Below are 26959 nucleotides of genomic sequence, written 5' to 3'. Positions count from 1 at the left end.
CCATTTATTATTGTTTACAGGCGATAGTTTCAGGTACAAAGAATCATTAACTCACCGATAATTTAGAGGCGGCAAGTGGCATACATTTTTGAATGCCATTCCCTACATTTTTTACTTGCCAAATACACCTTACGCTTACACCCGCTTACACCTTTATAAGATTTAAACTTTCGGAAAGTACAAAAAACCTTTAAATTCTTGGTCCGAAGAAGGAGTATGATAGTACTCCTTATATTTAGTTGGAATCAAAGAAAACTCCTCCTATTTTTTGACAAGCCAATAATGTTCTTATCGTATTAAAAATTATAAACCTTTTGATATTTCTCTGTTAAATGGTTAATTAAATGTTCAGGGTTTAATTTTTCAGAGGTCACATCTTCCAAAATTTCTAGAGGCTTCTTCATTTTTCCATATTGATGTATATTTTCAGTTAGCCAACTACGAATTTGATCAAAGTCACCTTTACCAATAATTTTCTCAACATCTAATTCTTGTTTCATAGCACTATGGAATTGTGCTGCATACATATATCCTAGTGCATAGGAAGGGAAATATCCAAATGCACCTCCAGACCAATGAACGTCTTGCATCACACCCTCACGATCAGAAGTAGGGCGAACGCCTAAATATTCTTCCATCTTATCATTCCAAAGTTTAGGTAAATCCTGGACTTCAATCTCACTATTAATTAAGGCTTTCTCCAGTTCATAACGAACCATGATATGAAGGCAATAAGTGAGTTCATCCGCTTCAATACGTATTAATGATGGTTTCACTTCATTTACTGCATTGAAAAAGTCATAAAAATCTACATATCGAAATGTTTCTGGAGCATTTGCTAAGAATAAATCAAAATGATTCTTCCAAAATGGTTCTGTCCTTGCTACAAAGTTTTCCCAGAACAATGATTGAGACTCGTGGATACCCATTGAAGTACCACCAGCTAAAGGAGTATAAGCTAGTTTTTGATCAATATTCTGCTCATATAAAGCATGACCACCTTCGTGAATAGTTCCAAATACAGCTGTACGAAAATCAGCTTCATCATACTTTGTTGTTACACGCACATCTCCTGTGTTTAAACCAATCGCAAATGGATGTACCGTTTCGTTCAAACGTCCTGCTTCAAAATCATATCCCATTCGATTGAGAATTTCCAAGCTGAAATCTTGCTGAAGTTGCTTAGGGAATTCTCCAGTTAATACAGATGGATTAGGTTTCACATCAGATGTCTGGATTTTTTGCAACAAATTTGTAAGTTCTTTTCGTACTTTCGGAAACACTTGGTCTAAAACATCTACCGTAACTCCTGGTTCAAAGTTGTTTAATAAAGCGTTATAAATATGATCTTCATATCCCCAGTATTCGGCAAAGCGTTTATTGTATTCAACCATTTTCTCTAAATAAGGACGGTACATCTCAAAGTCATTTTTTTCTTTTGCTTCTTCCCAAACTGCTTCTGATTTAGATTGAAGTGATACATATTCTTTGTATTCTTCTGAAGGGATTTTTGAGTATTGATTATAATTTTTTTCACATTCTTCTATACTTTTTTGGATGATGGGGTCATTTGTATTACCTTTTAATTCATCTATGTACCCCTTCATTTCAACAGATGTAGTCATTTCATGAACCTTTTGTGATAATGTTGCTATTACATCTGAACGACCTTCCACACCTTTTTTAGGCGCACCTGTGCGTAGATCCCAAAACATAAGACCAATGGCTTCCTCATATTGACTCATTTCTTTTGTATAGTCCATAAATTGTTGTTCTAATTGATTCCATTGTTCCCCCATAATCTTCCTCCTAATAACTTGATGATTATTTTTTAAAAATTCCAATTTTTGCTTCTTTACTATTATACAAATAATCCAAAGAATAATAAAACAATAACCTCTTAGTTTTAACCCTTTTCTTGTACATACAAAAAACTTCAATTATTAATGCATTCAATATTAATAATCACTTATCTTATTACTACATAGATAATAACTTTTATAGAAAAAAGCCAACTATTATTAGTTAATAATAGCTGGCTTTTCTTATTTTTCATGCTTTCCAAAATACTGATAGTAATCAATTTTAATAAATCCATTATAAAGCTTACGACGTTTGCTTGCTTCCTTGCCATATAGTTTTTCAAAATCTTCATTGGAAGTAATGATGTACACGCTCCAAGAAGGATAATCTTGCATAATTTGACCGAGGTCTTTATACATTTGTTCAACTTGTTCCTTCTCTCCTAAACGTTCACCATATGGTGGGTTACCTACGATATATCCGTTTGGTTGAGTAGGTTTGAAATCTTTAATTTGCAATTGTTTCCAATTGATTAATTCTCCCAAACCTGCCTCTAAAGCATTTTCTCTAGCTATTTCTATCATACGTTGATCTACATCATATCCTGTTATAGAAAGTGGCTGGTCGTAATTTGCGGCTTCTTCCGCTTCGTTATATGCATCTTCCCATAAATTATAAGGTATTAGGTCCCACTCTTCTGCCGCAAATTCGCGATTAAATCCAGGAGCAATATTTTGTCCAATTAATGCCGCTTCAATAGGGATTGTACCTGAACCACAAAATGGATCTACGAACGGGTGATCTGGTTTCCAATTTGTAAGCTGGACTAAGGCTGCAGCTAATGTTTCTTTTATAGGAGCTTCACCTTGGCCTGTACGATAACCACGTTTATGAAGTCCAGATCCACTCGTATCTAATGTCAGCATTGCATGATCTTTATGAATAGCAATTTCAGCCCGATGCATCGGGCCTGATTCCTCTAAGTGAGTAGCTAACCCATATTTCTTCTTCATACGCTCCACAATAGCTTTTTTTACTATCGATTGACAATCAGGTACAGAATACAGGGTGGATTTCACTGATTTACCTATAACAGGAATGGCTCCATCCTCTGGCACATATTCTTCCCAAGGTAGAGCTTTCGTTTGTTCAAATAATTCATCAAACGTTGTAGCTTCAAATTCTCCAACTAATAATTTTACGCGATCTGCTGTGCGTAACCATAGATTACTTCTTGGGATTGCTGATATTTCAGCTGTATATCGTACCCTTCCATTTTCTACAGTCACGTCCTCATATCCTAATTGCTTAACCTCTTGAGCAACAACGGATTCAAGCCCCATAGCACTCGTTGCAATTAACGTAACTTTTTTAGGCAATCTTCTCCACTCCTTAATGTTATAAATCTCTACTATTTTCTATGTATAGCGTAACCATTTTCAAAGAAATCTTGCCAAGTTGCAAGCCCTAACTTGTTACACTTATGCTATCTTCCATTAATAGATTTAACCTTAGTGTAACCCATAAAAAACCCTTTCTAAGCAAGAGCTCTTAGAAAGGGTAACACAATCTACTTAGGTGACCTGATAAATACTTTGTAAGCCATGTTCTGTACCTTTGTACTGCAAACGGCGGTCAACCTCGTACTCCGGTGGTAATCATCTATCTACAGGTTAAAAACCTGTCTTTTCCTGTTGGTTTCGTTCCCTCAGAAAAGTGCCCCTACCTAATTTTGGGTTGCTCACTCGTGGGGTTTACCTCGTTCCACTTTCGTTGTTTCCAACGAAACTTCGTCACTGTGGCACTTTCAAGATAATCTGGTCCTATCCATTTGGACGTAGATCATTTCTCTGCCGTTAGCTGTTACACTACCTTGACTTATGATTTCGTCAAGCACGAACACTACAAGCATCTCAGCTTGTGTGAGCATGGACTTTCCTCTGCATGAGCATGTCATACAGCGATTACCCAAGTATTTATCAATTGCTCATTTATTTTAGACTGAATTTGTTATTGAGTCAATAACTACATTTACTTATTATAGCACAACTAAATACCTCATTCACCTTGTAATTTATGGAAAAGGTTCCAACTACCATGAATGAATCTTTCTTTTTGGAGGCTGTGAATCTTATAATTGAATCGTGATTATTTACTCGTCCGCGTACTTCCTGCCAAACACTGCCTTTTCTAGGTTCGAAACACGTTGTAGAATATCATAATTTACTTGTCCTGTAGCAGAGGGCTGTCGTGTACGAGTAGTTTGATCTGATTGTTTCTTTAAACGTTCATTTTCTTGTTTCAGACGTTCAATCTCTTGATGAAAAGCTTCATAGTCTTGAATAATCGTATCTAAATATTGATCGACTTCTTCTTGATTGTATCCACGAATTGCAGTTTTAAAGTCTTTATCTAATATCTCTTTTCCAGTTAACTGAATACGGTCTAAACCCATTTATCTCACCTCAGACTTTATACGCTTATCATAATTTTTGCAGAAGAAGGAATGTATGTCAATTTAATTTGACCAATATGCCGGGTCCTCCATAATCATTTCTTGCACCGTTTCATCAATATCAAACGGTGTAATCATATAAATCTCATAATCATATTTTTCTTGATATGCTTTTGCCTTATCCAAAAAATACCCTGGACTTCCACCTGTTTCTTCGTCATATAGGATTAAGCAAGCATCACTCTTATCAAGTAACCATTGATCTTTCGCTTTAAATTGATATGGCCCCTCGTATTCCTTTTGATACAATGGTTGACTATAATCCACAGCGTCCAATAGAAGGTGGTACTGTTCTTGTTGAGCTTCAGGCCATCTTTGTTCTTGATTAAGGAATGGGGGAAATAATCCTACTTTAATATCGTACTCTTCTTTTAACTCTAGTATAACTTCCCCTGACCAAATTTCTACCCCCATTTGGCCAGATAATAAAATCCACTCCAGCCCATCTTCAATAAATGGTATTAGCCGTCTCTTAATCGTTTCTTTTACATATTTTATATTAGAATCATCTACTTTAAATATGCCCATTTCCATTGGTTTATACCCTGTTATCGTAAGAACCTTCATCTTTACTTCCTTTCTATGTAGAATAAGAGCTGGTCTCGCCAGCTCTTATAAATAAACACTAATCTCTCCAACAACCACAGCCGGGTTTCTTCATTCCCATTGGCATTCCTGGACCTTGCATCCCTGGACCTTGCATCCCTGGACCTTGCATTCCTGGACCTTGCATCCCTGGACCCATACCTTGAGGTCCTGTAGAAGCACCTGCTACTTGACTACCTGGTCCCTGCATTCCAGGTCCCATTCCCATCGGAGAAGTTGGTCCCATATTTACATCTTGTTGAGAGTACTGATTCACATCTGATTGTGTTTGTGGGTAGAAGTTTTTATTGACTGTATTCATGTGATTAACATTTGTGGTGTGTGTAGGGAATACATTGTTGACCTCTTGTTGATAGAAATTATGCTTAACGCAATGTTTTGTAGGATGAACATTGGTTTGTGTTGGACTTACCATTCCAGGTTGACACATCTTTTTATGCATTAATGCTGTCTCCTTTCTTATATTAGGTTCACTAATAACCTATGTAAATATAAGGAGACATGTACTAAGTCAGATACCTATTTTATGGTGAAATGGCTTAATACATGAAGTTATACCAGCCTATTTTACGTGGTTACATCAGAATGATTCAAGATATAAAAGAGCTGTGTTCATTTAGTGAACGCAGCTCTTTTTTCTACCTATCTAATCTGTTAAGTCATCCTGTGAAAAAGAATATGGCAATAATTCTTGTACTGTAACTTGTTTTATTTCACCTTGTAAATTCGTTGTGTACACTTCAGCATCAGGTGAAAAGAATTCACTTATAACCTGTCGACATGATCCACATGGTGGAACGGGTCTTTTGGTATCTGCAACTACCGCAAGACTATCAAATTCAGTTTCACCATCAGATATCGCTTTAAAAATCGCTACTCTCTCAGCACAACATGTAACGGGATATGCAGCGTTTTCTATATTACAGCCATCGTATACTTTACCGGATTTCATTATCACAGCTGCTCCTACTGGGAAGTGGGAATATGGTACATAGGCTTTTTCTCTTATAGTTTTGGCTTTTTCTATCAAGGCTTGTTTATTCATTGATGAATGCCCACCCTTTCACATATAAATGAATTTTAATTATAAAAAAAATAACGTTACCTGTAAAGCGTTTACATAAATTAAAGAAATTAGTTGTCAAAGAACATTATACACTACATACCATTCGCATATCTCTACATAAATATAGTAAACTTAAATTAATTATTTTATAATTTTTCCTTAAGGAGGTACAAGTAAATGAGTTGGATATTAAAATATCGTAAGATTGTTTGGGTTTTTATAGCTTTACTTATTTTCACTGGTATATTTACATATTTACAATTACCAAAAAGAGAAATTCCAGAAATCAACGTGAACGTCGCAACTATTTCAACTGTCTATCCTGGTGCTACTCCACAAGAAGTGGAAAGTACCATTACAAATCCATATGAGGAAGAGATACAGAACTTGTCTGGAGTTGAAACAGTAGAATCTGTTTCAACTACTGGTTTCTCTTCTGTTACCATCACACTATCCGGTGATGCTGAGCGACAGACTGTTTTCTCAAAGCTAAGACAATCGGTCTCAGACATCTCAAGGGGATTTCCGGAGATGGTACAAGAACCAAGCATTCAAACGGACTTTCGTATGTCTGCTGTATCGTCCTATCATTTTGTAAGTAACAATTACAGTAATCTTTATCAATTAAAGGACACTCTAAATGAATGGCAAACCTCTATTTCAAATATTAACGGCGTTGAATCGATACAGATTAAAGGACTACCGGAAGAACAACTTTTAGTGAAGCTTGATAATGAATCATTGAGAGATCAACAAATTTCCCCCTTTCAGATAGTAAATAAGTTAAAGCAAGAGTTGGAACCTGGTGCAATAGGTACTGTAGAAGAGGAAGACAAACAATATCAATTGCTTTTAAATAAGATAGAGCACTGGGAGGAATTAGAGGAACTATCTGTAGGTACTTCTTCTGAAGGTGACCCTATTTACCTAAAAGACATAGGATCTATTAATCTCACTTACAAAGAAACAGAAGATTTAATAACATATGAAGGAGAGCCTTCATTATCCTTTACAATATTAGCTAAAGAGGGAGTTAATATTTCAGCTCTACAAGACCAAATAAATGAAAAAGTTGGCTCTTTATCTACAGGCCTCCCCTCTGAAGTAGAAGTGAAACAATTCTATACGCAAAGTACAATTATCGAGGAAGTATTTACAAATTTACTTACATCCTTCGGTATTTCCCTTTTAGCCGTACTTATTATTATGCTTATAGGCTTACCGTTTTCTTCAGCTATATTAGTAGCTGTTTCTATTCCAATTTCTGTTATCATTGGATTGATTCCGTTACCTTACGTCGGAGTCGATTTAAATCAAATTTCGATTATAGGGGTTATTATAGCAATCGGTATATTGGTAGATGATGCCATTGTTGTAAATGATAATATACAGAGGCGTTTTCAATTAGGTGATAGTGCATGGAAGGGAACCATTCAAGGGATTAAGGAAGTTCGAGTATCGATTATAACCTCTACATTAATGATTATTTTCAGCTTCTTTCCTTTAACCTTCTTATCTGGAAGTAATGGTGATTTTATTCGAGCGCTTCCAACTACGCTTATTACGACAATCATTGCTTCTACTATTATGTCATTAACGTTAATACCTACTGTACAATATGTTCGCCGAAAGCGTAAGAACCAAGCAATACCTCCTAAAAAAGTTGGACTCTTAGGATCTGTATTTAATTCTATAGAAGGTATTTATGCTGAAACGGTTCTACCTAAGGTAACGAAAAAACCATTTTTATTTGGTATTTCAGGACTTGTTATTTGTGCTTTATTAGCTAGCCTTGTCATTAAGATTCCATTTGAATTCTTCCCTTCTGCTGATCGTAAGGAAGTTACCATCTCAATGACCTTACCTGAAGGAAATACGTTAGAAAATACAAAAAACACTTTAGAAGAGATGGAATTCTTTTTACAGAATAATAGCGACAATATTTCGGAAACAGCTGTTTTTGCTGGATCAGGTATGCCGAACCTATTTAGTTCTGGTTTGACACAAAGTGGTGAAAATACAGGGCAAGTACTTGTGAGAATTAATAAAGAAAAGACAAGTGCATCTGCTTTCATTTCTGAATGGGAAGGCCCATTACGGGAAGAGTTTCCAGATGGTGAAATTTTCCTGGAAACAATTACATCTGGACCTCCTCCAAGTGCACCAATTGCAGTAAAAATACAAGGACCTGAATTGGCTAATCTATTAGATATTGCAAACGATCTAAAAGAAAAAATGAAAAACATAGATTCGACCGAAATTGTGACACTAAACATGAGTTCAGAGCAGCCCTATATCGAATATTCATTGAACCGCGAAAAAATGGCAGAAAACAACGTCTCTGTCGATCAAGTAACATCACAATTGCAGGCTGCCAATACAGGTATTCCACTTCCAACCTTCGATAATGGCGTTAATAAATATGATATGAAAATACTAGTCGATGACGAGAATGAATCTGGAGTAGCTTTAGAAGCATTACAGGTAGCTTCTCCTGCCAATGGGAATCAACCTCCTGAAGTATTTACACTTAATGAATTTATAACGAAAAGTGAATCTACTCAAATTGGAGCAATACCACATTTAGATGGAGAAAGAACTATCACGTTAAAAGGCTATGGAAAAGAAGGTAGCTCAGATTTTCAAAAAGAAGCAAATACCTTAATAAGTGACTTTGAGAAGAATTTACCTACAGACTATTCCTTTAGTCAAACTGGTGGATCTAGTGCAGAACAAGAATTCTTCATCGAAGTTTCTAAGCTTTTTGTAATTGTTTTATTCTTGATTTACCTTGTGATTGCTATTCAATTTAATTCACTATTAATGCCGTTACTAATTACAAGCACTGTATTTTTAGCTATTACTGGAGCAATCATTGGTTTATTTGTTAGCAATCAGCCTTTAAGCTTTTTGGCAGTACTAGGAATTGTTTCCCTATCAGGTATTGTTGTACGAAATTCAGTAATACTCATTGAGTTTATTGAACAAAATCATAAACAATCATCATCTATAATTACATCTGTGATTGAAGCTGGCAGAGCACGCATACGCCCTATTCTGCTTACTTCATTAACATCTATTGCAGCGCTATTACCGATAGCCTTTAGTGGTGATGTATTATTTAGACCTTTAGCTGTGTCTATTGTTGCTGGTTTGTTGTTCTCAACGATCCTTACCTTATTACTCTTACCTGCCTTTTATTTAATGCTTCATAGGCTTAATCATGGTAAACCAAAGAAAGAAAAGGCATTAAACAACTAAACATTAGAAATGAAAATCGCATGGGAATATAGCAATCCCATGCGATTTTATTTAGTGTATGAGGTTATCGAAATCAGTTACTATTACAACCTTCCATAAAACCCCCATTATCTTGAAGACTTGAGTTCGAGATAAATCTCGGATCTAAAAACAAGAGGGATGTTTCCATTGCTTTATATGGAATTAAGATGGCCGTGGAACAACTCGCGTCCTGCCGGCGAGCTGGCAAGTCTCCTCGAGCCTAAAACCGAGGCTCTGTAGGTTCCTACCTACCTCTTTCTCCAGCAGAAGTCCCCTTGTTCCACGGCCACCTTTGCTTTCGTTGAGATGAACGGAAACATAATCAGGTTAGCGTGGGATGAGGTTTTGAGTTAATTGCGATCAGGTAACCAACTAATTCTAGATATCATTACTTCAACGAAACTAAGCAAATCGCACTCTGTTTAAGGGGCCGATAACGTATCCCTCAGCAGGTTTGGGGAGGAAACTGCGAGACTCCCGAGGGAGAATGAAGTAGGTGAGAACCCAGAGATAGCAAAGCTACCGAGAAGGCTCACCAGCTCGCCCGCAGGAAAACTAGTTGGTTCCAACCCACCCCTAACCTTCATTAAGTATGGGATCCACTCCTTCACCAAATTATCTCGAAACTGAATATTCCAGATTCACCCTCTTATATGAAGTATCATATTTATTCAAAGAAGCTAGGATATAAATATCCTAGCTTCTTTATGGTTTAAAAAACCACATTATATTTATTGTTGTTCTGTCAAAGTAACAGCAGTACCATACGCGATAATTTCTGAAGCTGCATTCGTTACACTTGATGTTTCTAATCGTACAGCGATGATTGCATCTGCTCCTTTTTCCTCAGCGTGATCTTTCATACGACCTATTGCTTTTTGACGAGCTTCATCCATCATCTTTGTATAATCGACAATTTCCCCACCTACTATATTTTTTAAGCTAGCTAAGATATCCCTACCAACATTTTTAGATTGAACAGTGCTGCCTCTCACAAAACCCTTTATCTCTTGAATGTCATATCCAGGAATAAAATCAGTAGTCACGATAATCATTCTCTTCATCCTCCTTTTTTTCTTTTATTCTTTCTTTGATTAATAAAATCATCACAATTGTTAAACATGCATAAGAACTCACAATAAAAGTAAGCCCCCACCAAATATGAAAAAATATAGTTACTAATCCTGTTAATTGTAATAAAGATATAAGTGCGATTAATATTCTTCTTACCATCTTTAATCACCTTTATGATCAGGTTTACTCCACACATAATGGTTTAGTAATAAAAATATTATGAGTGGTACTGGAACTTGAATAATTCCAATTAAGCCCCATAACCATTGATTCTTTCCTTTTTTCTTTGCTTGTATAAACAGAAATGAGCTCTGGGTTAGTAAAATAATACCTACAAGAACCCAACCCCAGATAGGTAGTTCATCTGCACTAATGTAAGTCATTTTGTACGACCGCCATTCTAGCATACTCTTTTATAAAATAACCACTTAAACCAATAGCGACAATTAATTGTATTCCTACAAAAATAATTGGAATATATAAGATACTAATCGTCATTAAACTTATGATTGATAAAGCAATACACCAAAAAATAAGAAGTTCAATCCATAGCCTTCGGTACCAGGCTTGTCGTTCTTGATGAACGAGATTTTTGAAGAAGTCTAAGGAGGGCTCATTTACATTGACTTCATCATCTATATTCTCTGACGTGACCTTAACAACTTGAATAATCTTTTCCTCTTTAAATGATTTATCGTCACTCATGTTCTTGAAGCTCCTCTCTTAAAATGGCCAAGCCATAATGAACTCTTGATTTTACAGTTCCAACTTTCACAGAAGTCATTTTAGCTATTTCAGTATAATCATAACCATAGTAATGCTTAAGCAATATCGGAATCCTATAAGCATCGGAGAGTTTCCATATGGCTTCTTTTGCTGCGTACCATTCTGTTACTTGAAAAGAGTTATAAGTGTTGTAATCTAATTTTCCTTTTCCCTTTTCTTTTTCCAAATACGTTTGAGCAGTTTTTTGTTTTCTTTTCGTATCTAGATATGTATTCGTAGCAATTTGAATCAACCAAGAAGAAAACGCTGATTTACCTTTGTATTGATGAATTTTTTGGATAGCTTTTACCATTGTATCCTGTGTTATATCCAACGCTATTTGATCTGAGCCTGATATCTTTATTACAAATTTATATACGAATGTATAATGTTCTTTTAATATACTAGCTAATGCTTCCTCGTCCCCTTTTTTTGCACGAGCTAGAAGATCTTGTTCCATAGGCATTCCTCATTTCACTTCTACACATTAGACGCATATCTCACCTACATCGTTCACGAACCTATAAAAATTTTTCTTATGAACACACCGTTTGAATGAGAGGCATGTTTTAAGGCGAAACAGAAACAATAAAATAAGAAAGGAGGGATCATATGGGACGAGGTAAAGGATATAAAGAGAAAAAACAAAATCATGAACACGAAAAACCATTGGAAGCTAAACAGTTTGCAGAAGTTGGAGAAGAAAAACCAAAAAACATGCATAACAGCAAGGGCGGAGCCATTAAAGAATAGTCTCTATTTAAAACATAAGGAAAGCAGACCAAAAACCCTAGTTGGTCTGCTTTTCATTTTATTTAAAATTATCTAATAACTGATCTAATACATAGTGAACCGAATTATATAGTTCCATAAAACGTTTCTTTGGAACATCAATATAATAACTATGAAGAACAAGCAACTCAAAGTTATCTTTTGTGTTTTCTAACTGTATCGGGAACACTTTACTACCTGGGTTCATTTTGACATATTGCTCTGCTTCATCATACCATTCTTGGATTAATGTAAATAACGGTGATGTTTCTTCCTTCACCTGTTCAAAGAGAGCTCGATCTTTTTTGTCTGCGGGTTTATCTGAAGCAAGAAATCGGTCTTTTAATTGATTTAACTCTTGCTTAATGGTCCAAATTTGATTCTCTAGCTTAGAACTCAATACTGCCTCACTCCTTCCCTCCTACTGTAACATGAAAGGAAGAATTTCTTCATCTATTTTTGAAACCAATTCCACCATTTATTCTTTGTTGGTTGCTTTTCATTGATGTGTTTTTGCTTCTCCTCGACCAGTGCTTTTTGCTGCTTTTGAAGCGTTTTGATTTCTTTTTGTAACTGAAGGAATTCTAATTGTAGCTGTTCAATTTCACGACGATGTGCTAGGACCATTGTTAAAACAACTTCATCGGCCTTTTTAGAAACCTTATCATCAATGATTTGGACTCGATCAATTAAATCCACCCACGACTTTTCAAACTCTACTCTTGTAATACCATTCTGATAAGTACCGATTTTTTTTGCAGCAACGCCCATCCTAACTCCTCCTCTTTCGCATTTGTGTACTCCTAATATTCTCTCTTCAACCCTCTTCCCCTTCCCGTACGACAAAACTAGAAGAAAAGCAACAAAGAAAATAAGATTCGTCAGTTTTTCACTTCTTTCGTATGATTTAGAAAAGTTGATATAAACTATTGTCGAGGAGGGATTGCAATGGGCAAAAAAGGTCGAAATACACAAGCTAAAAAACCATTAAATGGTGAACCAAAGCAAAAGAACAAAGACTTCAAAGGCGATGGAAATCCTAAACTTGAAGGAGAAAATCGTCCAGCAACCTAAATATAAACACATGTCTCACTTGCCTCTATTAGCTAGTAGGCATTCGTGCAAGACATTATGAAGAACACTATTTTACACTTCCAAAAACCTTAATCCTCCTTCAAGAGGTTTAAGGTTTTTTATCTACCTTAGTAGCTTGATAAGCACTAGCCATATTCTGAATGGCAAGTAATCCATGCCTCTTGGCATAAAATCGATGGCTCACATCTTGAGAAAAATGGGGATGTACTGGTTTCCACCATCTTTTTTTGAGAGAACTCCCTGAAATATACCAATCTTTTCGAATTTTGTCCTTGTGAGTAATAATAGGATATAATGCCCTTAACATAGGTGTTTTTGCTGATGGTGTTGTGAAATATTGCTCATATTCATACCTAGAGCCAATAGGTTCCGATACTTTAGCAAATGTATAAAAATCTGGATAATAATCTGGATGGAACATTAATGATGCAAGCTTTTTGCCCAATGATATACGTTTTGTAAGATTCGAAAAATCGTGTACGTACGAACCATATACTTTTCCATGGACGGTAGGAAAAAGAACCGCACTCATGTGGAAGAAATCTTGTATTAAATATTGATAACCATGAAACACTTTCTTTTTGAAAAAAGGTTGTTGAATGACTGGTTTTTGTATAACATTTTGTTCATTAATAATTAGAGCTGTGACCAAGCGATTATGATCTTGACTTTTCCAAAAATAACACCACTCTTTTTGCATGAATTTAGAAACATGAAAGTATGGAAGTAAATGAAATAAGGGTTCTCCAAATTTCTTGGAACTCTCATAAAGAAGTAATTGAGGATAAGCGTCAGAAAAGATTAACCAATTTGCTCTTTCGTATGTTGCAAATAAATTACTTTTCACCTTTTTTGAAAGAAACGTTTTCAATGGCTCTAGCTGTAAATCTGTCATATTCCAGCCTGCATTTCTAGAAACCATACTTGCTAAAAATGCCCATTTTATTTCTTTATGATTTATATAAATGTTTTGATAGGCCTTTGTACGGGAAATGTTGTCGATGTTATGTTTAACAGTCTCTAAATTAATGGATGTTAGGATGTTTTGATGGAACTTCGAAATCATAATCATTCACCTCACTAATAGCATGTTCAAAAATATGACAAATAAGAGGATTTTTTAATTTTTCTTCTCATCGTTTATATATTTTTGATATGATACTTACATGCACAGGGAGGTCATTGATTATGAATTACCCAAATGGTCATAAACGAACACCACCACCTACAGGTGAAAAAAAAAACAAGAAACCTGATTACTCTAATCGAGGCATGACACTTGAAGAAGATATTAATCAGACAAACCAAGCGTACTTACGATCAGGTAAAGCTGTTATTCACAAAAAGCCAACACCTGTCCAAATCGTAAATGTTGATTTCCCAAAACGTAGTGCTGCTGTTATAAAAGAGGCATACTTTAAACAACCCTCCACTACAGATTATAATGGTGTTTATAAGGGTAAGTATGTAGACTTTGAAGCTAAGGAGACAAAAAACAAAACTTCTTTTCCGCTTTCTAATGTTCATGAACACCAAATACAGCATATGAAGCAAGTGATTGAACATGGAGGTATTTGTTTTATTATCCTCCGTTTTTCTCAACAGGAGGAAACATATTTGTTACCTGCAGAGAAACTTTTTTCGTATTGGGAACGTCAAAGTAATGGTGGAAGAAAATCAATTCCTTATAAGGATATACAACAAGGAGGACATTTCATCCCATTGAAATTTCATATAAGAGTAGATTATTTATCAATACTAGATGAAGTGTACCTTTAAGAACGGAGGACGATGAGACATGGCAGATAATAGCCAATCTCGCACAGCTAGAAAAAATCAACAAAAACAATCAAAAAAACAAAATAAGAAACCGATGGTAAGACGAGTACTCATGACGATTTTATTGGTTGGAATTATTGGAGCAATAGGTGTAGGAGGATTATTCGCCTATTATGTATCCGGCGCACCGTCGTTAAATGAAGAGAAATTATCAAATCCATTATCTGCGAAAATTTATGATAAAGACGACGAACTATTTGCTGATTTAGGTTCACAGAAACGCACAAAGATATCCTATGAAGAAATCCCTCAAGTGTTAGAAGATGCTGTCATTGCGACTGAAGATGCACGTTTTCGCGAACATATTGGTATTGACTTCAGGAGAATATTAGCTGCTGTGTACGCGAACATTACGGAGGGCTTTGGTTCACAAGGAGCTAGTACGATAACTCAACAGGTTGTTAAGAATGCTTTCCTTAGTCCAGAAAAATCCATCGAACGAAAAGTTCAAGAACAATGGCTCGCTATTCGGCTGGAACAACAATACTCGAAAGATCAGATTCTTACCATGTACTTAAACACCATCTATTATGGAAACAATGCTTATGGTGTATCAAAAGCAGCTGAAATCTACTTTAATAAAGATTTAAATGAATTAAAATTGCCAGAAGCAGCTTTACTAGCAGGTTTGCCTCAGCGTCCAGTTGGGTATGATCCATTTGAAGCACCTGACCTTGCTCAAGAACGGAAGAACATTGTGCTAGACCTAATGGTTGAGCATAATAAAATAAGTCAAGAAAAAGCTGAAAAAGCTCAAAACGTAAAAATAACATCGATGATTGAACAAGGAAATCCAGATACAAATATTCCTTATGATGCTTTCTTAGAGAAAGTAATCAAAGAGGTCAAACAGAAAATGGAAGGTGCAGATATATATAAAGATGGACTAAAAGTTTACACAACCTTGGATCAAAATGCTCAAAAGAAAGTTGAAGAATTACTGGGACCAAATAGTCCAATTCCTTTCCCAGACAATAAGTTTCAAACTGGGTTAACAGTACTTGATACAAAATCGGGTGCCATTCGTGCAATTGGTGGTGGTCGTAATAAGGAAAACATCAATGATTCATGGAACTATGCTATTCAAGGAATCGGTCGTCAACCTGGTTCAACATTCAAGCCAATTGTTGACTATGGACCCGCAATTGAATTTAAAAAATGGTCCACCTATCACCAATTAAATGACGAACCTTACCAATTCCAAACCGGCGACAATAATGATGTGAATAACTGGGATAATCGCTACATGGGCTGGATGACGATGAGAGAGGCATTAGCCCGTTCTAGAAACGTACCAGCAGCAAAGACTCTCATGGAAGTAGGTATTGACCAGGCACAATCTTTTGCTGAAGGATTAGGTGTTTCCTTCCAAAATGATCCGATGTATGAAGCAAACGCTATCGGTGGTGCCACTCATATTACACCGTTAGAATTAGCAAGTGCTTATAGTGCATTTGGTAATGAAGGCGTTCATAATGAACCTTATTCCGTTCGCAAAGTGGAATTCCAAGGTGATCGAAATCCTGTTGAATTTGAAACAAAATCTCAAGTTGCGATGAAAGACTATACGGCTTACATGATTACTGACATGCTAAAGGATGTAGTTAAATCCCCTGCGGGCACTGGTCAAGCAGCCAATGTATCTGGTCTTCCATTAGCAGGTAAGACAGGAACTACTAATACAGAAAGTGGAGGCACACGTGACTCCTGGTTTGCTGGGTACACAACGAACTACACTATTTCTGTTTGGTCGGGATATAAAGAAGGAGCAATTAAGCAAGGGAAGGACATTCCTCAGCAAATTTTCCGACAAGTTATGTCTCATATATCTCAAGGTGTTGAAACTGCAGACTTTAAGCAACCATCCTCAGTAGTACGTGTAGGGGTTGAAGCAGGCACAAACCCTGCTAAGTTACCAAGTGATTTCACACCATCAAATCAGATTAATTATGAATTATTTGTTAAAGGAACTGCACCTTCTAAGACTTCTCAAGCATATGACAAACTTGACCCTGTACAGGGATTAACAAGTCAATATGATAAAGAAAAAGGAACACTAACTCTTTCATGGTCCTATAACCAAGATGAAAGTAAACCAGTCGTCTTCACAGTAAGTGGAGGAGCTCAAGGCGGAGAAAAACAAACCATTGTATCAAACACGGAGAATACAAAAGCAGAAATTAGCAATCTTGAAAAAGGTAAAACCTACACCTTTGATGTGGTTGCCATTAGTGAAACTAACTCAGAAAATAAGAGTGACCCTGCATCTGTTCAAGTCCAAATACCAGAAGAACAGGATCCAGATGATATTTTAGACGGCATTGGTGAGGATGAAGATAACGAAGACAATCAAAATAATGGCGAAAATGATGACAATGAGGATCAAGAGGGTTCTAATAACAACAACGATAATAACCAAAACAATGATTCTGACAATAATGATGACGACAGTTCAAATAACAATCAAACAAATGATGGATCTACAGATGGATCTACAGATGAGTCAACAGATCAAGAAGACCAAAATTCTTCAAATGAAAACAACCAAAATGACACTTCTAATGATGGTGAAACAGATCAATCAGATGATAGTTAACACAAAAAGGATCAATCCGCACTGGATTGATCCTTTTTCTTAATAATTTTTACTTTTGCAAATTGTTTCTCCAAAGCTTCAAACAATTCATCTAATTGAATATAGGCATGGTAATGTTGTTTAGATTGTTTAATAAAGGTAAGCCTGTCTTTCATATTCATCGGCTTATACTGAAATCGTTCAACATCTTCATTGGTACTTTTATCCTCTCTATATTCCATATCGTTTAACAAGTAAAGAGATTTAATAAATCCAGTTATGTGCTTCTCCATACATGCAGAAGCCTTATCTGTTTGTCGTGACTGATAAAGAGATGCTATATATTCTCGTTCTTTTTTCCAAGCTTCAATATAACTTCTTTCTTGATTAAACATCCGCTTCTCGTTCCTTTTTCCTAATCCGCTTTTGACCCTCGCGGCATATCTCCAATAAAGGACATACATCGCATTTTGGTGCTTGTGCTTTACAATGATAACGCCCAAAGAAAATCATTCGATGATGGGTTGCGCTCCACTCTTCTCTTGGAACCTTCCTCATCAATGTTTTCTCTACTTCAAGAACGGAATCCTTCCATTTACATATACCAAGTCGCTTAGATACTCTTTCAACGTGAGTATCAACAGCAATAGCAGGCTCATCAAAAGCAACGGCACTAACGACATTTGCAGTTTTTCTTCCAACCCCAGCTAATTTTTCTAATTCAGCTTTTGAAGAAGGTACTTGTCCATCATATTCATCAATTAGCATCTGACTAAGTTTACGAATATTTTTTGATTTATTTCTATATAGACCAATAGAACGTATGTCTTTTTGCAATTCTTCAATTGGAACATTCACGTAATCTTCGGGTGACTTATATTTCTTAAACAATTCTGTTGTAACTTTATTAACAAGGACGTCCGTACATTGAGCAGATAGCACTACTGCAACAAGTAATTCAAATGGATTTGAATGTTCAAGTTCACAATCTGCCTCTGGAAACATTTCTTGTAATGTATCCAGTACTTTACGAATTTGATTTTGATTTAACATATAGTTCTCCCCTCATGCTATGCATCATCAAGCCAATTATAGTAAATGGAGGCATCACTCTTTTTCTGTGTAGATTCTTCCGTAGTTTGTGCTCCACTTGTTTGCTGACTTCTAAATGATTTACTTGCTTCTCTAGCCTCTTGAACAGTACGTATCCCCTTCTTCTTCCATTCACGTAAAATCCGATCAATGTACTTAAAGTTTAATTTACCCATTAATACTGACTCACGTAAGGCAGCTTTTATTAAAGCAGGCTCTTGGTGATCTTCGTCAATCCATAGATTTATGGTCTCAATTTCAAATGGAGATAGTGGTCGTCCGAATTCTTGCTCAAATAGCACAAACATATTAGGTTGTTCTTCATCATCAAATTGTGAAGCATTTCCTTGATTATATTCTACTTTCTCTTCCACTAGTGATTGCCACAATCCATCTAGTGCATAAATTTCATTTATAACATTCTCTTCATTCGTCATTTGTTCAATAGACAAATATCCTTTTTGAATCAACTTTCGTAAAACTTGTGAACATTCTTGTTCAGTGATTGTCAAAAACTGAGCAAGTTCACTTGGTGTAGGGAAATCATTTCCTTCTATTTGAAAACGATGAATTTGAAGAATAACTAATACATCAACCTCTGCGATTCCCATGCTATGATAATTTGTCAGCAATTTTTTAGGTAAGGTCATTTGATCTTTCATTAATAAGCTAATATGGTTCATTTTTTTCGTCTCACCTCTGCCTTTTCATTAGAGCAACACGTATTAACTAGGATAGCTAACAAAGCGAAAGTAAACTGTGTTTTTATCGATTAAATCTTACTCTATTATTTATACAAACTTGATTATAACATGTAATGCTGTCGCTATCCGACCAAAAAATGAAAATGAAAAAGCTCCCAAGTAATGGGAGCTTTTTGCACAACGCTTAAGGATATAAACGATTTAATAAACGCGGGAATGGTATCGTTTCTCTAACATGCTCAACACCTGCAATCCAGGCTACTGTCCGCTCTAAACCAAGCCCAAACCCAGAGTGAGGAACACTTCCATACTTTCTTAGCTCAAGATACCACTGATAAGCATCTCCCGTTAAGCCATGCTCTTCATAACGTTGTTTCATAAGATCAAGGTCATTAATACGTTCTGAACCACCAATGATTTCACCATATCCCTCTGGTGCTATTAAATCAGCACATAAAGCAACATCAGGTTGATCAGGGTCAGGTTGCATATAAAATGCTTTAATATCCAATGGGTAATGTGTAATAAACACAGGTTTTTCATAACTTTCTGCTATAGCTGTTTCGTGAGGTGCACCAAAGTCTTCTCCCCACTCAATATCATCAAACCCTTTTTCTTTAAGAAGTTTAATGGCATCATCGTATGTTATACGAGGGAAAGGAGCTTGAATGGACTCAAGTTTCGAAGTATCCCGCTCTAAAATTTGTAATTCTAACTTACAATTCTCGAGTACCGATTGCACAACATGGGTGACATATTGTTCTTGTACTTCTAAGCTATCGTTATGATCCATGAATGCCATTTCGGGTTCAATCATCCAAAACTCAATTAGGTGACGACGAGTTTTCGATTTTTCGGCCCTGAACGTTGGTCCAAAGGAAAACACCTTCCCAAACGCCATTGCAGCAGCCTCCATATAGAGTTGTCCACTTTGAGATAGGTAGGCATCCTCATCAAAGTATTTCGTATGGAAGAGCTCTGTAGAGCCCTCAGCTGACGATCCTGTTAAAATAGGAGGATCAATTTTCGTATAGCCGTGTGTATTGAAAAATTCGTAAGTAGCACGAATAATCTCATTACGTACTTTCATAATTGAATGTTGTTTCTTTGATCTAAGCCATAAGTGCCTATGATCCATTAAGAATTCCGGCCCATGTTCCTTAGGTGTAATTGGATAATCCACTGCTTCATGGATTAGTTGTAAAGATGATACTTGCATCTCGTATCCAAATGGGGAACGGGAATCTTCTACAATGGTTCCTGTTACATATAAAGATGATTCTTGAGTAATATTTTTAGCAAGAGAAAAAGCTTCTTCATTAACATCAGCTTTCACTACAACCCCTTGCATAAATCCAGTTCCGTCCCGTAATTGTAAAAAGGCAATTTTTCCACTTGATCGTTTATTTGCTAGCCATGCTCCTATTGTAACTTGTTCTCCAACATATTTATGAACTTGAGATATCGTTGTTTTCAAATTGGTTCCCTCCAACTTACTTTAAGATTGATGCTTTTCTACAAAACGTCGAATACGTTTTGAAGCTTCTTCTAATTGATCCAATGATGTTGCATAGGATAAACGCACGTTTTGTTCTGATCCAAATCCAGAACCAGGAACAAGTGCAACTTTTTCTTCTTCTAAGAGTGCTTTCACCCAATCATCTACAGAGTCGAAGTTATTTGCTTCTACTGCCTTACTCACATTTGGGAATAAGTAAAATGCCCCTTTAGGTTTTACACATTCCACCCCTGGAATATCTGTAATCCAATCATAAAGTTTTTCAAGTCTATGACTAAATGCAGTTTTCATTTCTTCAACTTTTTCTTGTGGAGATGTATAGGCTTCTAATGCAGCATATTGTGCAATGGTTGTTGGATTAGAGGTTGAATGTGATGCTAAATTTGTCATGGCTTTAATCAATTTCTCGTCTCCTAATGCATAACCAATTCGCCATCCAGTCATAGCATGGGATTTAGAAACACCATTAATAATAATCGTTTGATTTTTCAATTCCTCTGAGACTTGGGCCATCGAGACATGGGTACCTTCACCATAGATTAATTTTTCATAAATTTCGTCTGAAATAATGAAAACGTTATGCCGCTTACAAACCTCTCCTATTTTCTCTAATTCATCTTTTGAATAAAGCATACCTGTTGGATTGGAAGGAGAGTTAATAATAATTGCTTTTGTACGATCGGTAATCGCTTCTTCCACTTGCTCAGGTGTTAATTTGAAATCATTTTCTTCTAACGCCTTAACTACAACAGGAGTTCCCTCTGCTAATTTTATTTGTTCAGGGTAACTGACCCAGTATGGAGCAGGAACAATAACCTCTTCACCGGGATCTAATAATGCTTGGAAAAGGGTATAAAGGGCATGCTTAGCTCCAGTGGTAACAATTACTTGATTGGTTTCGTATGTAAGCTGATGATCCACTTTATACTTTTTGATGATTGCTTCTTTAAGAGCTGGTATTCCACCTGATGGAGTATATTTGGTATGTCCATCATACATAGCTTTTTGAGCCGCTTCTAAAATGTTTTCAGGTGTATTAAAATCAGGTTCTCCAGCACCAAGACCAATGACATCATGACCTTCCGCCTTTAAAGCATTTGCCATAGCAGTGATTGCAAGTGTGCTGGACGGTGTTAATGTTTGTACTCGTTTAGCTAATTCCATGAAAAGTCCCTCCTATTGCGTTATTGTTTAAATCGTAATTGTTCGTAAAACTCACCATTTCTCATTCTGTAGTAGTCTAATACGTAACGATTTTGATGATCGAGATACGTTATTTCCCATAAAGGCTTATCTTTATCTATGGCAGGTTGGATAGATAATAAATCGCACTCATTACATGATGATTGCCAGGAAGATAACATTTCTTTTTTAGTAGTAGCTTTACTAACCGTTTGGTAAATAATGCCTTTATCTTTATTGTTCACTGGAACAAATGCAATTCCCTTCGCACCCTCAGCACCTTCGCCTGCTACTATATCATATCGAGAAGCTCCGTGGTAGCGTGTAACTGTATCAGCAGTATTCAGAGGTGTTTCATTCATTGCTACTTGTTTTGAATCTTCGTACGTACTTGTTTTATCCTGTATAATTTGTATATAAAGGTAAAAGAAAAGAAAAAATAATAATAACAAACAGATACCTATACCCCAAAAAAGATATTTTAGTCGACTACGTTCTGTAGATGGTGAAAACTGCTGTGTTTTCATCATGCTCATCCAATGCTAGACCAAACATAAGGTCTTGTTGTTTTAATGTACGATTCAAAGAATCAACTATTTTATATAAGTCATTTGATTTTTCAACTCTTACTGTTGATAAGACTTCCATTTTTTGCTCCATATTTATTCCTCCTAATAAAACGCTCTGCTTTAATCATTATCAAAAAATTCCCTTTCATATTTCAATCAATTGTACACACAATAATAGTACACCAAAGAGTAATACCTCTTTATTATAACAATAATGAAACACAATTTGATAACTACCCACCAATTTCAAAAATTCTTCCTAACCCATCTATTGGCCTGTACACATATGTACAAGGCCTTTTTTTTTGCTTTTTCAAAGAACGATGCAAGTTACATTACGTAGTAACCTGCATTCATTCTCCTTCTTTACTTTGGATACAATTCATAGTCCTCTTTCGTACAATGTACCGTTGTAGTGCCTACTTTTTTCAGTTGGTAAACATCAATCCATGATTCATAAAGACGCTCTAATAGGCCTTCATTTGGCGTTGATCCTTTAAGCGGGTATATCATTGCGATATGAGGGTCAATACTCTCTAAAAGCCTCATAGATGGTGATTCAGTTCTTGCATAATCGCCTATTTTAAGTATTTCTGCTCTAAGAGAGGATTTCATCAATGCCCCTTCTAGTTCAGTATCACCACTTGCTAAATATAACAAAGAGGTTTTTCCAAATGTGAAGAAAAGGCTCATATCCCCATGTTTTGTTATCTGTACTACTTGCACATGTAAGGAAGGAGTCAAATCATGCGATTCATTTTGCTTCCATTCCTCCAAGCCAGTTTGAGCAGTGACTTGGTGTGCACAACGACTGCTCACTTTACCATGAGAATAAATTTTTTCAATGTGATAACGATCAACCATTCTTTTTGTATTCCCACATTCATGTTCGTTTTGATTTGTTAATATTAAACCATCTATTTGCTTCAATCCAAGATGGTTTATTTGTTTTATCAACTCATGCTCACTTGCTTTTGATGCCGTATTTACAAGGTAATTCTTATCATTACCTGTTGCAATAAGCATTGCTTCACCATCAGGTAAAGCAAAAAAGATGAATAATGCCTCCTCTTCCTGCAAGGATAAGCTAGGAGGAGATTCTGCGTACGTTAATGGCAATACTACTAGCTGCACTGTAATGAAAAAGACGAAAATCGAACCAATAATAAGCCTCATTAGACATCACATCCTAAAGTCAAACTTCTTACTTAGAATGTGTTTATAAGTCCAACTTTATCATAACCATCTACGTGCATTTTCCATTAAATCATTGGTAGATGCATACTGAACAGGAACTTTAGGAATAGATTGGGTGAAATACTTTCCATATTTCGCCTTCATGATACGATCATCACACACCATAACTAACCCACGATCGGTACTGGAGCGAATCAAACGACCAAATCCTTGTTTAAAACGAATGACTGCATTTGGTAATGATAATTCCATAAATGGGTTCTTTCCATTTTCCTTAATTGCCTCTGCTTTTGCTTCATAAACAGGATGGTTAGGTGGTTGAAAGGGTAAACGCACAATGACAAGGGAGGATAAGTCATTTCCAGGTATATCTACACCTTCCCAAAACGAACTTGTACCAAATAAAATAGCTTGATCAAAAGCTTGGAAATTCTTCTTTAATCTAGAACGACTACCACTTGAAATACCTTGTGCTATTAGCATGAATTCATCCGTATTAATAAATTCTTTCATGATACTATGTGTTTGCTTTAACATTTCATATGATGTAAAAAGCACAAGCATACGCCCTTTAGAAATGGTTGCAAGGGAATAAATTGCTTCACATGTGGCATATATAAAATCATCTTTTCCAGACTTAATACTTGGAAAATCATTAGGAACAAGTAACTGTACTTGATTTTCGTACTGAAAAGGAGATTCTATCTTCTTTTGGACTGTCAAATTGCGATTTAAACCTAAGCGTTTTACCATAAATGAAAACGAATCATTCATTGTTAAGGTTGCGCTTGTCAATACAACACTTTCTTTGTGATTAAAGAAATAATCTGCCAATAGCGATCCTACTTCAATTGGCTCACTGTAGATAAAAACAGAATTTCTAGCTCCATAGGCTTCGATTTCAATCCACTTCACCATTTGGTTATCATCTGACAATAACAATTGATCAATAGAATCAATAACCATCTCCAACCGTTCTGTGTACATACGTAAATCTTCTGTCCAACGTGCTGATTCTTCAGAGGTCTCGGTCATACTAATCCAATTTTTACATTTATGAAGGAATTGTATGGCGTCACGTATATGAAAGGACACTCTGTTAGCCATTTCCCTAACCGTACTCCATACTGTTGAACTTTCTTTCTCAGGTACGTAACGGTACTGAAAACGACCCACATCATTTAAAGAGATGTTAGCATTTTTTTGTTTAGATACGTAAGTAAATAAATATCGAAATAATTCGTCAGCATCCTCTTTTATCATCTGAACCGTATTGTCCCAGTTTGATAATTTTTGCTTCCGTGCAAGATCCGGATAGGAGGATAATAAGGTACTCATCCAATCCCCCGATTTATTTCCCCCCATCTCATTTAATAAGTATTGGATGGAAACATAATCAAGCTTTAACCCAAAATGTTTTGCTGCTGAAGATTCTAAATGATGAGCTTCATCAATAATTATTTTTGGATAAGAGGATAATAATCCATAATCATAAATAATATCTGTACATAATAATGAGTGGTTTGTAACTACAATATGTGCTTTTTGTGCATTTTTTCGTGCGCGTTGGTAAAAAGATCTTGAAAACCAAGGTGATTTAGGATCTAGATATCCCTCCGCTTCAGCTGAAATCTTACGCCAGAAAATTGCACCACTAGAAGGAAGTTGAATTTCTTCTATATCACCAGTATTGGTTTCCGTAAGCCACACTAAAATCATACATTTAGTTAGAACAACATCGTAATTATTATCCGTTGAAGCTTGAAGTTCGTATTCAAATTTCTTCAACGAAAGATAGTGTTGCTTCCCTTTTAACAAGGCTGAACGAAACGGAAAAGGAAGAATCTTCTGAAGCATTGGTATTTCTTTTTCAAGCAACTGTGATTGTAAATGGGTAGTATGCGTGCTTATCATGACACGTTCTTCTTTACCAACAGACTCATATATAGAGGGAAGAAGATAGGCAAGAGATTTCCCTGTACCTGTCTCTGCTTCAATTAATGCATGCGTATGGGACTGAAACGCATCGTAAATCGTTGAGGACATATCTCTTTGTCCCTTACGTTCCTCAAAGTTATGTACATATTGACTCATAAGTCCTTCAGGTTTTAACACCTCATCTAAAAAAGGGTCAAAGCCTTCTTGAACGTAATGATTTTCCTCTTCTGTATCTATTTCTCTTTTCAAAGCGATTCCTCTAAAGATTTCTAAATCTTCTCGCTCTTTAGTTCTAAAAGCTTTTTCCTGTAACCACTCTTGAAGAATTTCGCTCAGATCGCTTTTAAGCCGTCCTTGGATAAGGGATATTTGATAAAGGGCTTCATACGGTAACTGTCTTGCTTTTTCAAGTAATTTTAATAATATTTCTGAAGTTACATAAGCATCTGCTAAAGCACGATGTGGATCCTCGTGTTGGACCTTGAAAAACTCAGAAAGTTGTGAAAGCTTAAAACCTGGTGCTTGTGGCATAAAGATGCGAGCAAGTTCTACAGTATCTAGTACAGGAACTTTTAATGGAGAACCATGCGCTTCTTCCAGTGCATAATTCAAAAACCCTAAATCAAATTGAACATGATGAGCTACAAAATATGCCCCCTCACACCTCATCACAATATCATCAACAAGTTCATCAAATAATGGTGCGTCTACAACATCATCATCTGTTATACCTGTTAGTTGTGTAATAAAGGTTGGAATTGGTTGTTCAGGGTTTACAAAAGATTTGTATTGATCAGTAATGACCCCATCTTCTATAGTCACCATTCCTATTTCTATTATTTTATCTCCTTTTTTAGGAGTATGTCCTGTTGTTTCTAAATCTACAACCACATATTTCGCCATTTGCTCACCTCTTTTCCACATTACAATGGCAATTCATATAGAAGCTATATTAAGAAAGCTCCCAAGGATGGGAGCTACATTTCCGTTAATGGAGGTTCTTGTTCAATGATTTCATCAATTCCATTATTCTCATTCATTAAGGCAACTTTCGGTTTAAAAGTCGCTAATTCATGTTCATCTAACATAGCATAAGAAACAATAATGACAATATCATCTGGTTGTACAAGACGAGCAGCAGCTCCGTTTAAACATACTACTCCACTATGTCGCTCCCCAGGTATAACATACGTTTCTAGACGAGCTCCGTTATTATTATTCACAATTTGTACTTGTTCATGTGGTAAAATACCTACTTGATCTAAAATATGTGTATCAATGGTGATACTGCCTACGTAATTCAGATTTGCTTCTGTAACGCGGGCACGATGAATCTTTGATTTCATCATGGTGCGAAACATATTTCT

29 protein-coding genes and 1 other RNA gene are annotated in these 26959 nt (G+C 36.0%); 5 read left to right on the top strand and 25 right to left on the bottom strand.

Annotation, left to right across the window (positions count from 1 at the left end):
• Window positions 1-296 precede the first annotated feature (296 nt).
• The 7 genes from GLW08_RS17655 to GLW08_RS17625 form a co-directional block, all read right to left on the bottom strand.
• Window positions 297-1799: a carboxypeptidase M32 gene (locus GLW08_RS17655; protein WP_160849966.1), complete on the bottom strand. Its 1503-nt coding sequence runs from the start codon at window positions 1797-1799 to the stop codon at window positions 297-299.
• A 246-nt stretch (window positions 1800-2045) separates the two neighbouring features.
• Window positions 2046-3182 carry a THUMP domain-containing class I SAM-dependent RNA methyltransferase gene (locus tag GLW08_RS17650; RefSeq protein ID WP_160849965.1) on the bottom strand — a complete coding sequence of 379 codons (1137 nt, stop codon included), beginning with the start codon at window positions 3180-3182 and terminating at the stop codon, window positions 2046-2048.
• A gap of 214 nt (window positions 3183-3396) precedes the next feature.
• Window positions 3397-3779: RNase P RNA component class B (gene rnpB / locus GLW08_RS17645), an RNA gene on the bottom strand.
• 176 nt (window positions 3780-3955) lie between these two features.
• The gene (gene gpsB / locus GLW08_RS17640) at window positions 3956-4258 is read right to left on the bottom strand and encodes a cell division regulator GpsB (protein ID WP_160849964.1); all 303 of its coding nucleotides are present in this window, start codon (window positions 4256-4258) and stop codon (window positions 3956-3958) included.
• 63 nt (window positions 4259-4321) lie between these two features.
• A complete protein-coding gene (locus tag GLW08_RS17635; protein ID WP_160849963.1) occupies window positions 4322-4885 on the bottom strand; it encodes an SLOG family protein in 564 nt (187 codons plus the stop codon).
• 58 nt (window positions 4886-4943) lie between these two features.
• Window positions 4944-5366 (bottom strand): CotD family spore coat protein, encoded by a 423-nt coding sequence (locus tag GLW08_RS22180; protein WP_272917101.1) that lies wholly within the window; start codon window positions 5364-5366, stop codon window positions 4944-4946.
• A gap of 204 nt (window positions 5367-5570) precedes the next feature.
• A complete protein-coding gene (locus GLW08_RS17625; protein ID WP_160849962.1) occupies window positions 5571-5969 on the bottom strand; it encodes a cytidine deaminase in 399 nt (132 codons plus the stop codon).
• Window positions 5970-6167: 198 nt separating this feature from the next.
• Between GLW08_RS17625 and GLW08_RS17620 the strand changes: the two genes are divergently transcribed.
• Entirely contained in the window at window positions 6168-9251 is a 3084-nt protein-coding gene (locus tag GLW08_RS17620; RefSeq protein ID WP_160849961.1) for an efflux RND transporter permease subunit, read from the top strand.
• Between the two features lie 752 nt (window positions 9252-10003).
• On the opposite strand, the gene GLW08_RS17615 is transcribed toward GLW08_RS17620, so the two are convergent.
• From GLW08_RS17615 to sigY, 5 genes are read right to left on the bottom strand one after another with little or no spacing between them, the layout of a single operon-like run.
• Window positions 10004-10327, bottom strand: coding sequence for a YbjQ family protein (locus GLW08_RS17615; RefSeq protein ID WP_160849960.1), 324 nt, complete (start codon window positions 10325-10327; stop codon window positions 10004-10006).
• On the bottom strand, window positions 10308-10505 hold the full coding sequence (locus GLW08_RS17610) for a hypothetical protein (RefSeq protein WP_160849959.1): 198 nt from the start codon (window positions 10503-10505) through the stop codon (window positions 10308-10310). Before GLW08_RS17610 ends, GLW08_RS17615 begins: the two co-directional genes overlap by 20 nt.
• Window positions 10506-10507: 2 nt before the next feature.
• Window positions 10508-10729 (bottom strand): sigma-Y antisigma factor component, encoded by a 222-nt coding sequence (locus GLW08_RS17605; protein WP_160849958.1) that lies wholly within the window; start codon window positions 10727-10729, stop codon window positions 10508-10510.
• Window positions 10716-11051, bottom strand: a complete 336-nt coding sequence (locus GLW08_RS17600) for a YxlC family protein (protein WP_160849957.1) — start codon at window positions 11049-11051, stop codon at window positions 10716-10718. The genes GLW08_RS17605 and GLW08_RS17600 overlap by 14 nt, the downstream gene beginning before the upstream one ends.
• Complete coding sequence (gene sigY / locus GLW08_RS17595) at window positions 11044-11571, bottom strand: RNA polymerase sigma factor SigY (protein ID WP_160849956.1); 528 nt, start codon at window positions 11569-11571, stop codon at window positions 11044-11046. The genes GLW08_RS17600 and sigY overlap by 8 nt, the downstream gene beginning before the upstream one ends.
• 152 nt (window positions 11572-11723) lie before the next feature.
• On the opposite strand from sigY, the gene GLW08_RS17590 reads away from it, so the two are divergent.
• Entirely contained in the window at window positions 11724-11864 is a 141-nt protein-coding gene (locus GLW08_RS17590; RefSeq protein ID WP_160849955.1) for a hypothetical protein, read from the top strand.
• Between the two features lie 58 nt (window positions 11865-11922).
• Here GLW08_RS17590 and GLW08_RS17585 read toward each other — a convergent pair whose 3' ends face one another.
• Together GLW08_RS17585 and GLW08_RS17580 are read right to left on the bottom strand one after the other, a co-directional pair.
• A complete protein-coding gene (locus tag GLW08_RS17585; protein WP_202406221.1) occupies window positions 11923-12282 on the bottom strand; it encodes a DUF1798 family protein in 360 nt (119 codons plus the stop codon).
• A gap of 53 nt (window positions 12283-12335) precedes the next feature.
• Window positions 12336-12653, bottom strand: coding sequence for a hypothetical protein (locus GLW08_RS17580; RefSeq protein WP_160849954.1), 318 nt, complete (start codon window positions 12651-12653; stop codon window positions 12336-12338).
• A 177-nt stretch (window positions 12654-12830) separates the two neighbouring features.
• On the opposite strand from GLW08_RS17580, the gene GLW08_RS22175 reads away from it, so the two are divergent.
• Window positions 12831-12956 carry a hypothetical protein gene (locus GLW08_RS22175; protein ID WP_272917100.1) on the top strand — a complete coding sequence of 42 codons (126 nt, stop codon included), beginning with the start codon at window positions 12831-12833 and terminating at the stop codon, window positions 12954-12956.
• 109 nt (window positions 12957-13065) lie between these two features.
• Here GLW08_RS22175 and GLW08_RS17575 read toward each other — a convergent pair whose 3' ends face one another.
• Window positions 13066-14043, bottom strand: a complete 978-nt coding sequence (locus tag GLW08_RS17575; protein ID WP_160849953.1) for a DUF2515 family protein — start codon at window positions 14041-14043, stop codon at window positions 13066-13068.
• A 116-nt stretch (window positions 14044-14159) separates the two neighbouring features.
• Here GLW08_RS17575 and recU point away from each other — a divergent pair, with 116 nt between their 5' ends.
• Both recU and GLW08_RS17565 read left to right on the top strand, forming a co-directional pair.
• Window positions 14160-14756 (top strand): Holliday junction resolvase RecU, encoded by a 597-nt coding sequence (gene recU / locus GLW08_RS17570; RefSeq protein ID WP_423808701.1) that lies wholly within the window; start codon window positions 14160-14162, stop codon window positions 14754-14756.
• A 19-nt stretch (window positions 14757-14775) separates the two neighbouring features.
• Window positions 14776-17412: a PBP1A family penicillin-binding protein gene (locus tag GLW08_RS17565; RefSeq protein ID WP_160849951.1), complete on the top strand. Its 2637-nt coding sequence runs from the start codon at window positions 14776-14778 to the stop codon at window positions 17410-17412.
• Between the two features lie 11 nt (window positions 17413-17423).
• On the opposite strand, the gene GLW08_RS17560 is transcribed toward GLW08_RS17565, so the two are convergent.
• The 10 genes from GLW08_RS17560 to panD all read right to left on the bottom strand — a co-directional run bounded on the left by GLW08_RS17560 (window position 17424) and on the right by panD (window position 26953).
• A complete protein-coding gene (locus GLW08_RS17560; protein ID WP_160849950.1) occupies window positions 17424-17786 on the bottom strand; it encodes a YpoC family protein in 363 nt (120 codons plus the stop codon).
• Entirely contained in the window at window positions 17779-18444 is a 666-nt protein-coding gene (gene nth / locus GLW08_RS17555) for an endonuclease III (protein WP_160849949.1), read from the bottom strand. The genes GLW08_RS17560 and nth overlap by 8 nt, the downstream gene beginning before the upstream one ends.
• 17 nt (window positions 18445-18461) lie before the next feature.
• A complete protein-coding gene (locus GLW08_RS17550; RefSeq protein WP_160849948.1) occupies window positions 18462-19166 on the bottom strand; it encodes a DnaD domain-containing protein in 705 nt (234 codons plus the stop codon).
• Window positions 19167-19371: 205 nt separating this feature from the next.
• The gene (asnS, locus tag GLW08_RS17545) at window positions 19372-20664 is read right to left on the bottom strand and encodes an asparagine--tRNA ligase (RefSeq protein WP_160849947.1); all 1293 of its coding nucleotides are present in this window, start codon (window positions 20662-20664) and stop codon (window positions 19372-19374) included.
• A gap of 21 nt (window positions 20665-20685) precedes the next feature.
• Window positions 20686-21870, bottom strand: coding sequence for a pyridoxal phosphate-dependent aminotransferase (locus GLW08_RS17540; RefSeq protein WP_160849946.1), 1185 nt, complete (start codon window positions 21868-21870; stop codon window positions 20686-20688).
• Window positions 21871-21890: 20 nt separating this feature from the next.
• Window positions 21891-22340, bottom strand: a complete 450-nt coding sequence (locus tag GLW08_RS17535) for a DUF5590 domain-containing protein (RefSeq protein ID WP_160849945.1) — start codon at window positions 22338-22340, stop codon at window positions 21891-21893.
• 37 nt (window positions 22341-22377) lie between these two features.
• A complete protein-coding gene (locus tag GLW08_RS17530; protein ID WP_084103031.1) occupies window positions 22378-22548 on the bottom strand; it encodes a YpmA family protein in 171 nt (56 codons plus the stop codon).
• Window positions 22549-22823: 275 nt separating this feature from the next.
• Window positions 22824-23633 carry a hypothetical protein gene (locus GLW08_RS17525; RefSeq protein ID WP_160849944.1) on the bottom strand — a complete coding sequence of 270 codons (810 nt, stop codon included), beginning with the start codon at window positions 23631-23633 and terminating at the stop codon, window positions 22824-22826.
• A gap of 60 nt (window positions 23634-23693) precedes the next feature.
• Entirely contained in the window at window positions 23694-26495 is a 2802-nt protein-coding gene (gene dinG, locus GLW08_RS17520; RefSeq protein WP_160849943.1) for an ATP-dependent DNA helicase DinG, read from the bottom strand.
• A 74-nt stretch (window positions 26496-26569) separates the two neighbouring features.
• Window positions 26570-26953: an aspartate 1-decarboxylase gene (gene panD, locus GLW08_RS17515; RefSeq protein ID WP_160849942.1), complete on the bottom strand. Its 384-nt coding sequence runs from the start codon at window positions 26951-26953 to the stop codon at window positions 26570-26572.
• Between the last annotated feature and the right edge of the window lie 6 nt (window positions 26954-26959).

The sequence above is a fragment of the Pontibacillus yanchengensis genome, from assembly GCF_009856295.1.
GTDB classification, from domain to species: domain Bacteria; phylum Bacillota; class Bacilli; order Bacillales; family BH030062; genus Pontibacillus; species Pontibacillus yanchengensis_A.
The sequence above is the reverse complement of the archived record's forward strand: the minus strand, read 5'-3'. Positions and strand labels throughout refer to the sequence as shown.

Bases quoted from the DNA above. Each gene is read 5' to 3' on its own strand.
- GLW08_RS17655 (WP_160849966.1), bottom strand. From the start codon at position 1,799: ATGGGGGAACAATGGAATCAATTAGAACAACAATTTATGGACTATACA.
- gpsB (WP_160849964.1), bottom strand. From the start codon at position 4,258: ATGGGTTTAGACCGTATTCAGTTAACTGGAAAAGAGATATTAGATAAA.
- GLW08_RS17635 (WP_160849963.1), bottom strand. From the start codon at position 4,885: ATGAAGGTTCTTACGATAACAGGGTATAAACCAATGGAAATGGGCATA.
- GLW08_RS22180 (WP_272917101.1), bottom strand. From the start codon at position 5,366: ATGCATAAAAAGATGTGTCAACCTGGAATGGTAAGTCCAACACAAACC.
- GLW08_RS17625 (WP_160849962.1), bottom strand. From the start codon at position 5,969: ATGAATAAACAAGCCTTGATAGAAAAAGCCAAAACTATAAGAGAAAAA.
- GLW08_RS17620 (WP_160849961.1), top strand. From the start codon at position 6,168: ATGAGTTGGATATTAAAATATCGTAAGATTGTTTGGGTTTTTATAGCT.
- GLW08_RS17615 (WP_160849960.1), bottom strand. From the start codon at position 10,327: ATGATTATCGTGACTACTGATTTTATTCCTGGATATGACATTCAAGAG.
- GLW08_RS17610 (WP_160849959.1), bottom strand. From the start codon at position 10,505: ATGGTAAGAAGAATATTAATCGCACTTATATCTTTATTACAATTAACA.
- GLW08_RS17605 (WP_160849958.1), bottom strand. From the start codon at position 10,729: ATGACTTACATTAGTGCAGATGAACTACCTATCTGGGGTTGGGTTCTT.
- GLW08_RS17600 (WP_160849957.1), bottom strand. From the start codon at position 11,051: ATGAGTGACGATAAATCATTTAAAGAGGAAAAGATTATTCAAGTTGTT.
- sigY (WP_160849956.1), bottom strand. From the start codon at position 11,571: ATGGAACAAGATCTTCTAGCTCGTGCAAAAAAAGGGGACGAGGAAGCA.
- GLW08_RS17590 (WP_160849955.1), top strand. From the start codon at position 11,724: ATGGGACGAGGTAAAGGATATAAAGAGAAAAAACAAAATCATGAACAC.
- GLW08_RS17580 (WP_160849954.1), bottom strand. From the start codon at position 12,653: ATGGGCGTTGCTGCAAAAAAAATCGGTACTTATCAGAATGGTATTACA.
- GLW08_RS22175 (WP_272917100.1), top strand. From the start codon at position 12,831: ATGGGCAAAAAAGGTCGAAATACACAAGCTAAAAAACCATTAAATGGT.
- GLW08_RS17575 (WP_160849953.1), bottom strand. From the start codon at position 14,043: ATGATTTCGAAGTTCCATCAAAACATCCTAACATCCATTAATTTAGAG.
- GLW08_RS17565 (WP_160849951.1), top strand. From the start codon at position 14,776: ATGGCAGATAATAGCCAATCTCGCACAGCTAGAAAAAATCAACAAAAA.
- GLW08_RS17560 (WP_160849950.1), bottom strand. From the start codon at position 17,786: ATGTTTAATCAAGAAAGAAGTTATATTGAAGCTTGGAAAAAAGAACGA.
- nth (WP_160849949.1), bottom strand. From the start codon at position 18,444: ATGTTAAATCAAAATCAAATTCGTAAAGTACTGGATACATTACAAGAA.
- GLW08_RS17550 (WP_160849948.1), bottom strand. From the start codon at position 19,166: ATGAACCATATTAGCTTATTAATGAAAGATCAAATGACCTTACCTAAA.
- GLW08_RS17540 (WP_160849946.1), bottom strand. From the start codon at position 21,870: ATGGAATTAGCTAAACGAGTACAAACATTAACACCGTCCAGCACACTT.
- GLW08_RS17530 (WP_084103031.1), bottom strand. From the start codon at position 22,548: ATGGAGCAAAAAATGGAAGTCTTATCAACAGTAAGAGTTGAAAAATCA.
- GLW08_RS17525 (WP_160849944.1), bottom strand. From the start codon at position 23,633: ATGAGGCTTATTATTGGTTCGATTTTCGTCTTTTTCATTACAGTGCAG.
- dinG (WP_160849943.1), bottom strand. From the start codon at position 26,495: ATGGCGAAATATGTGGTTGTAGATTTAGAAACAACAGGACATACTCCT.
- panD (WP_160849942.1), bottom strand. From the start codon at position 26,953: ATGTTTCGCACCATGATGAAATCAAAGATTCATCGTGCCCGCGTTACA.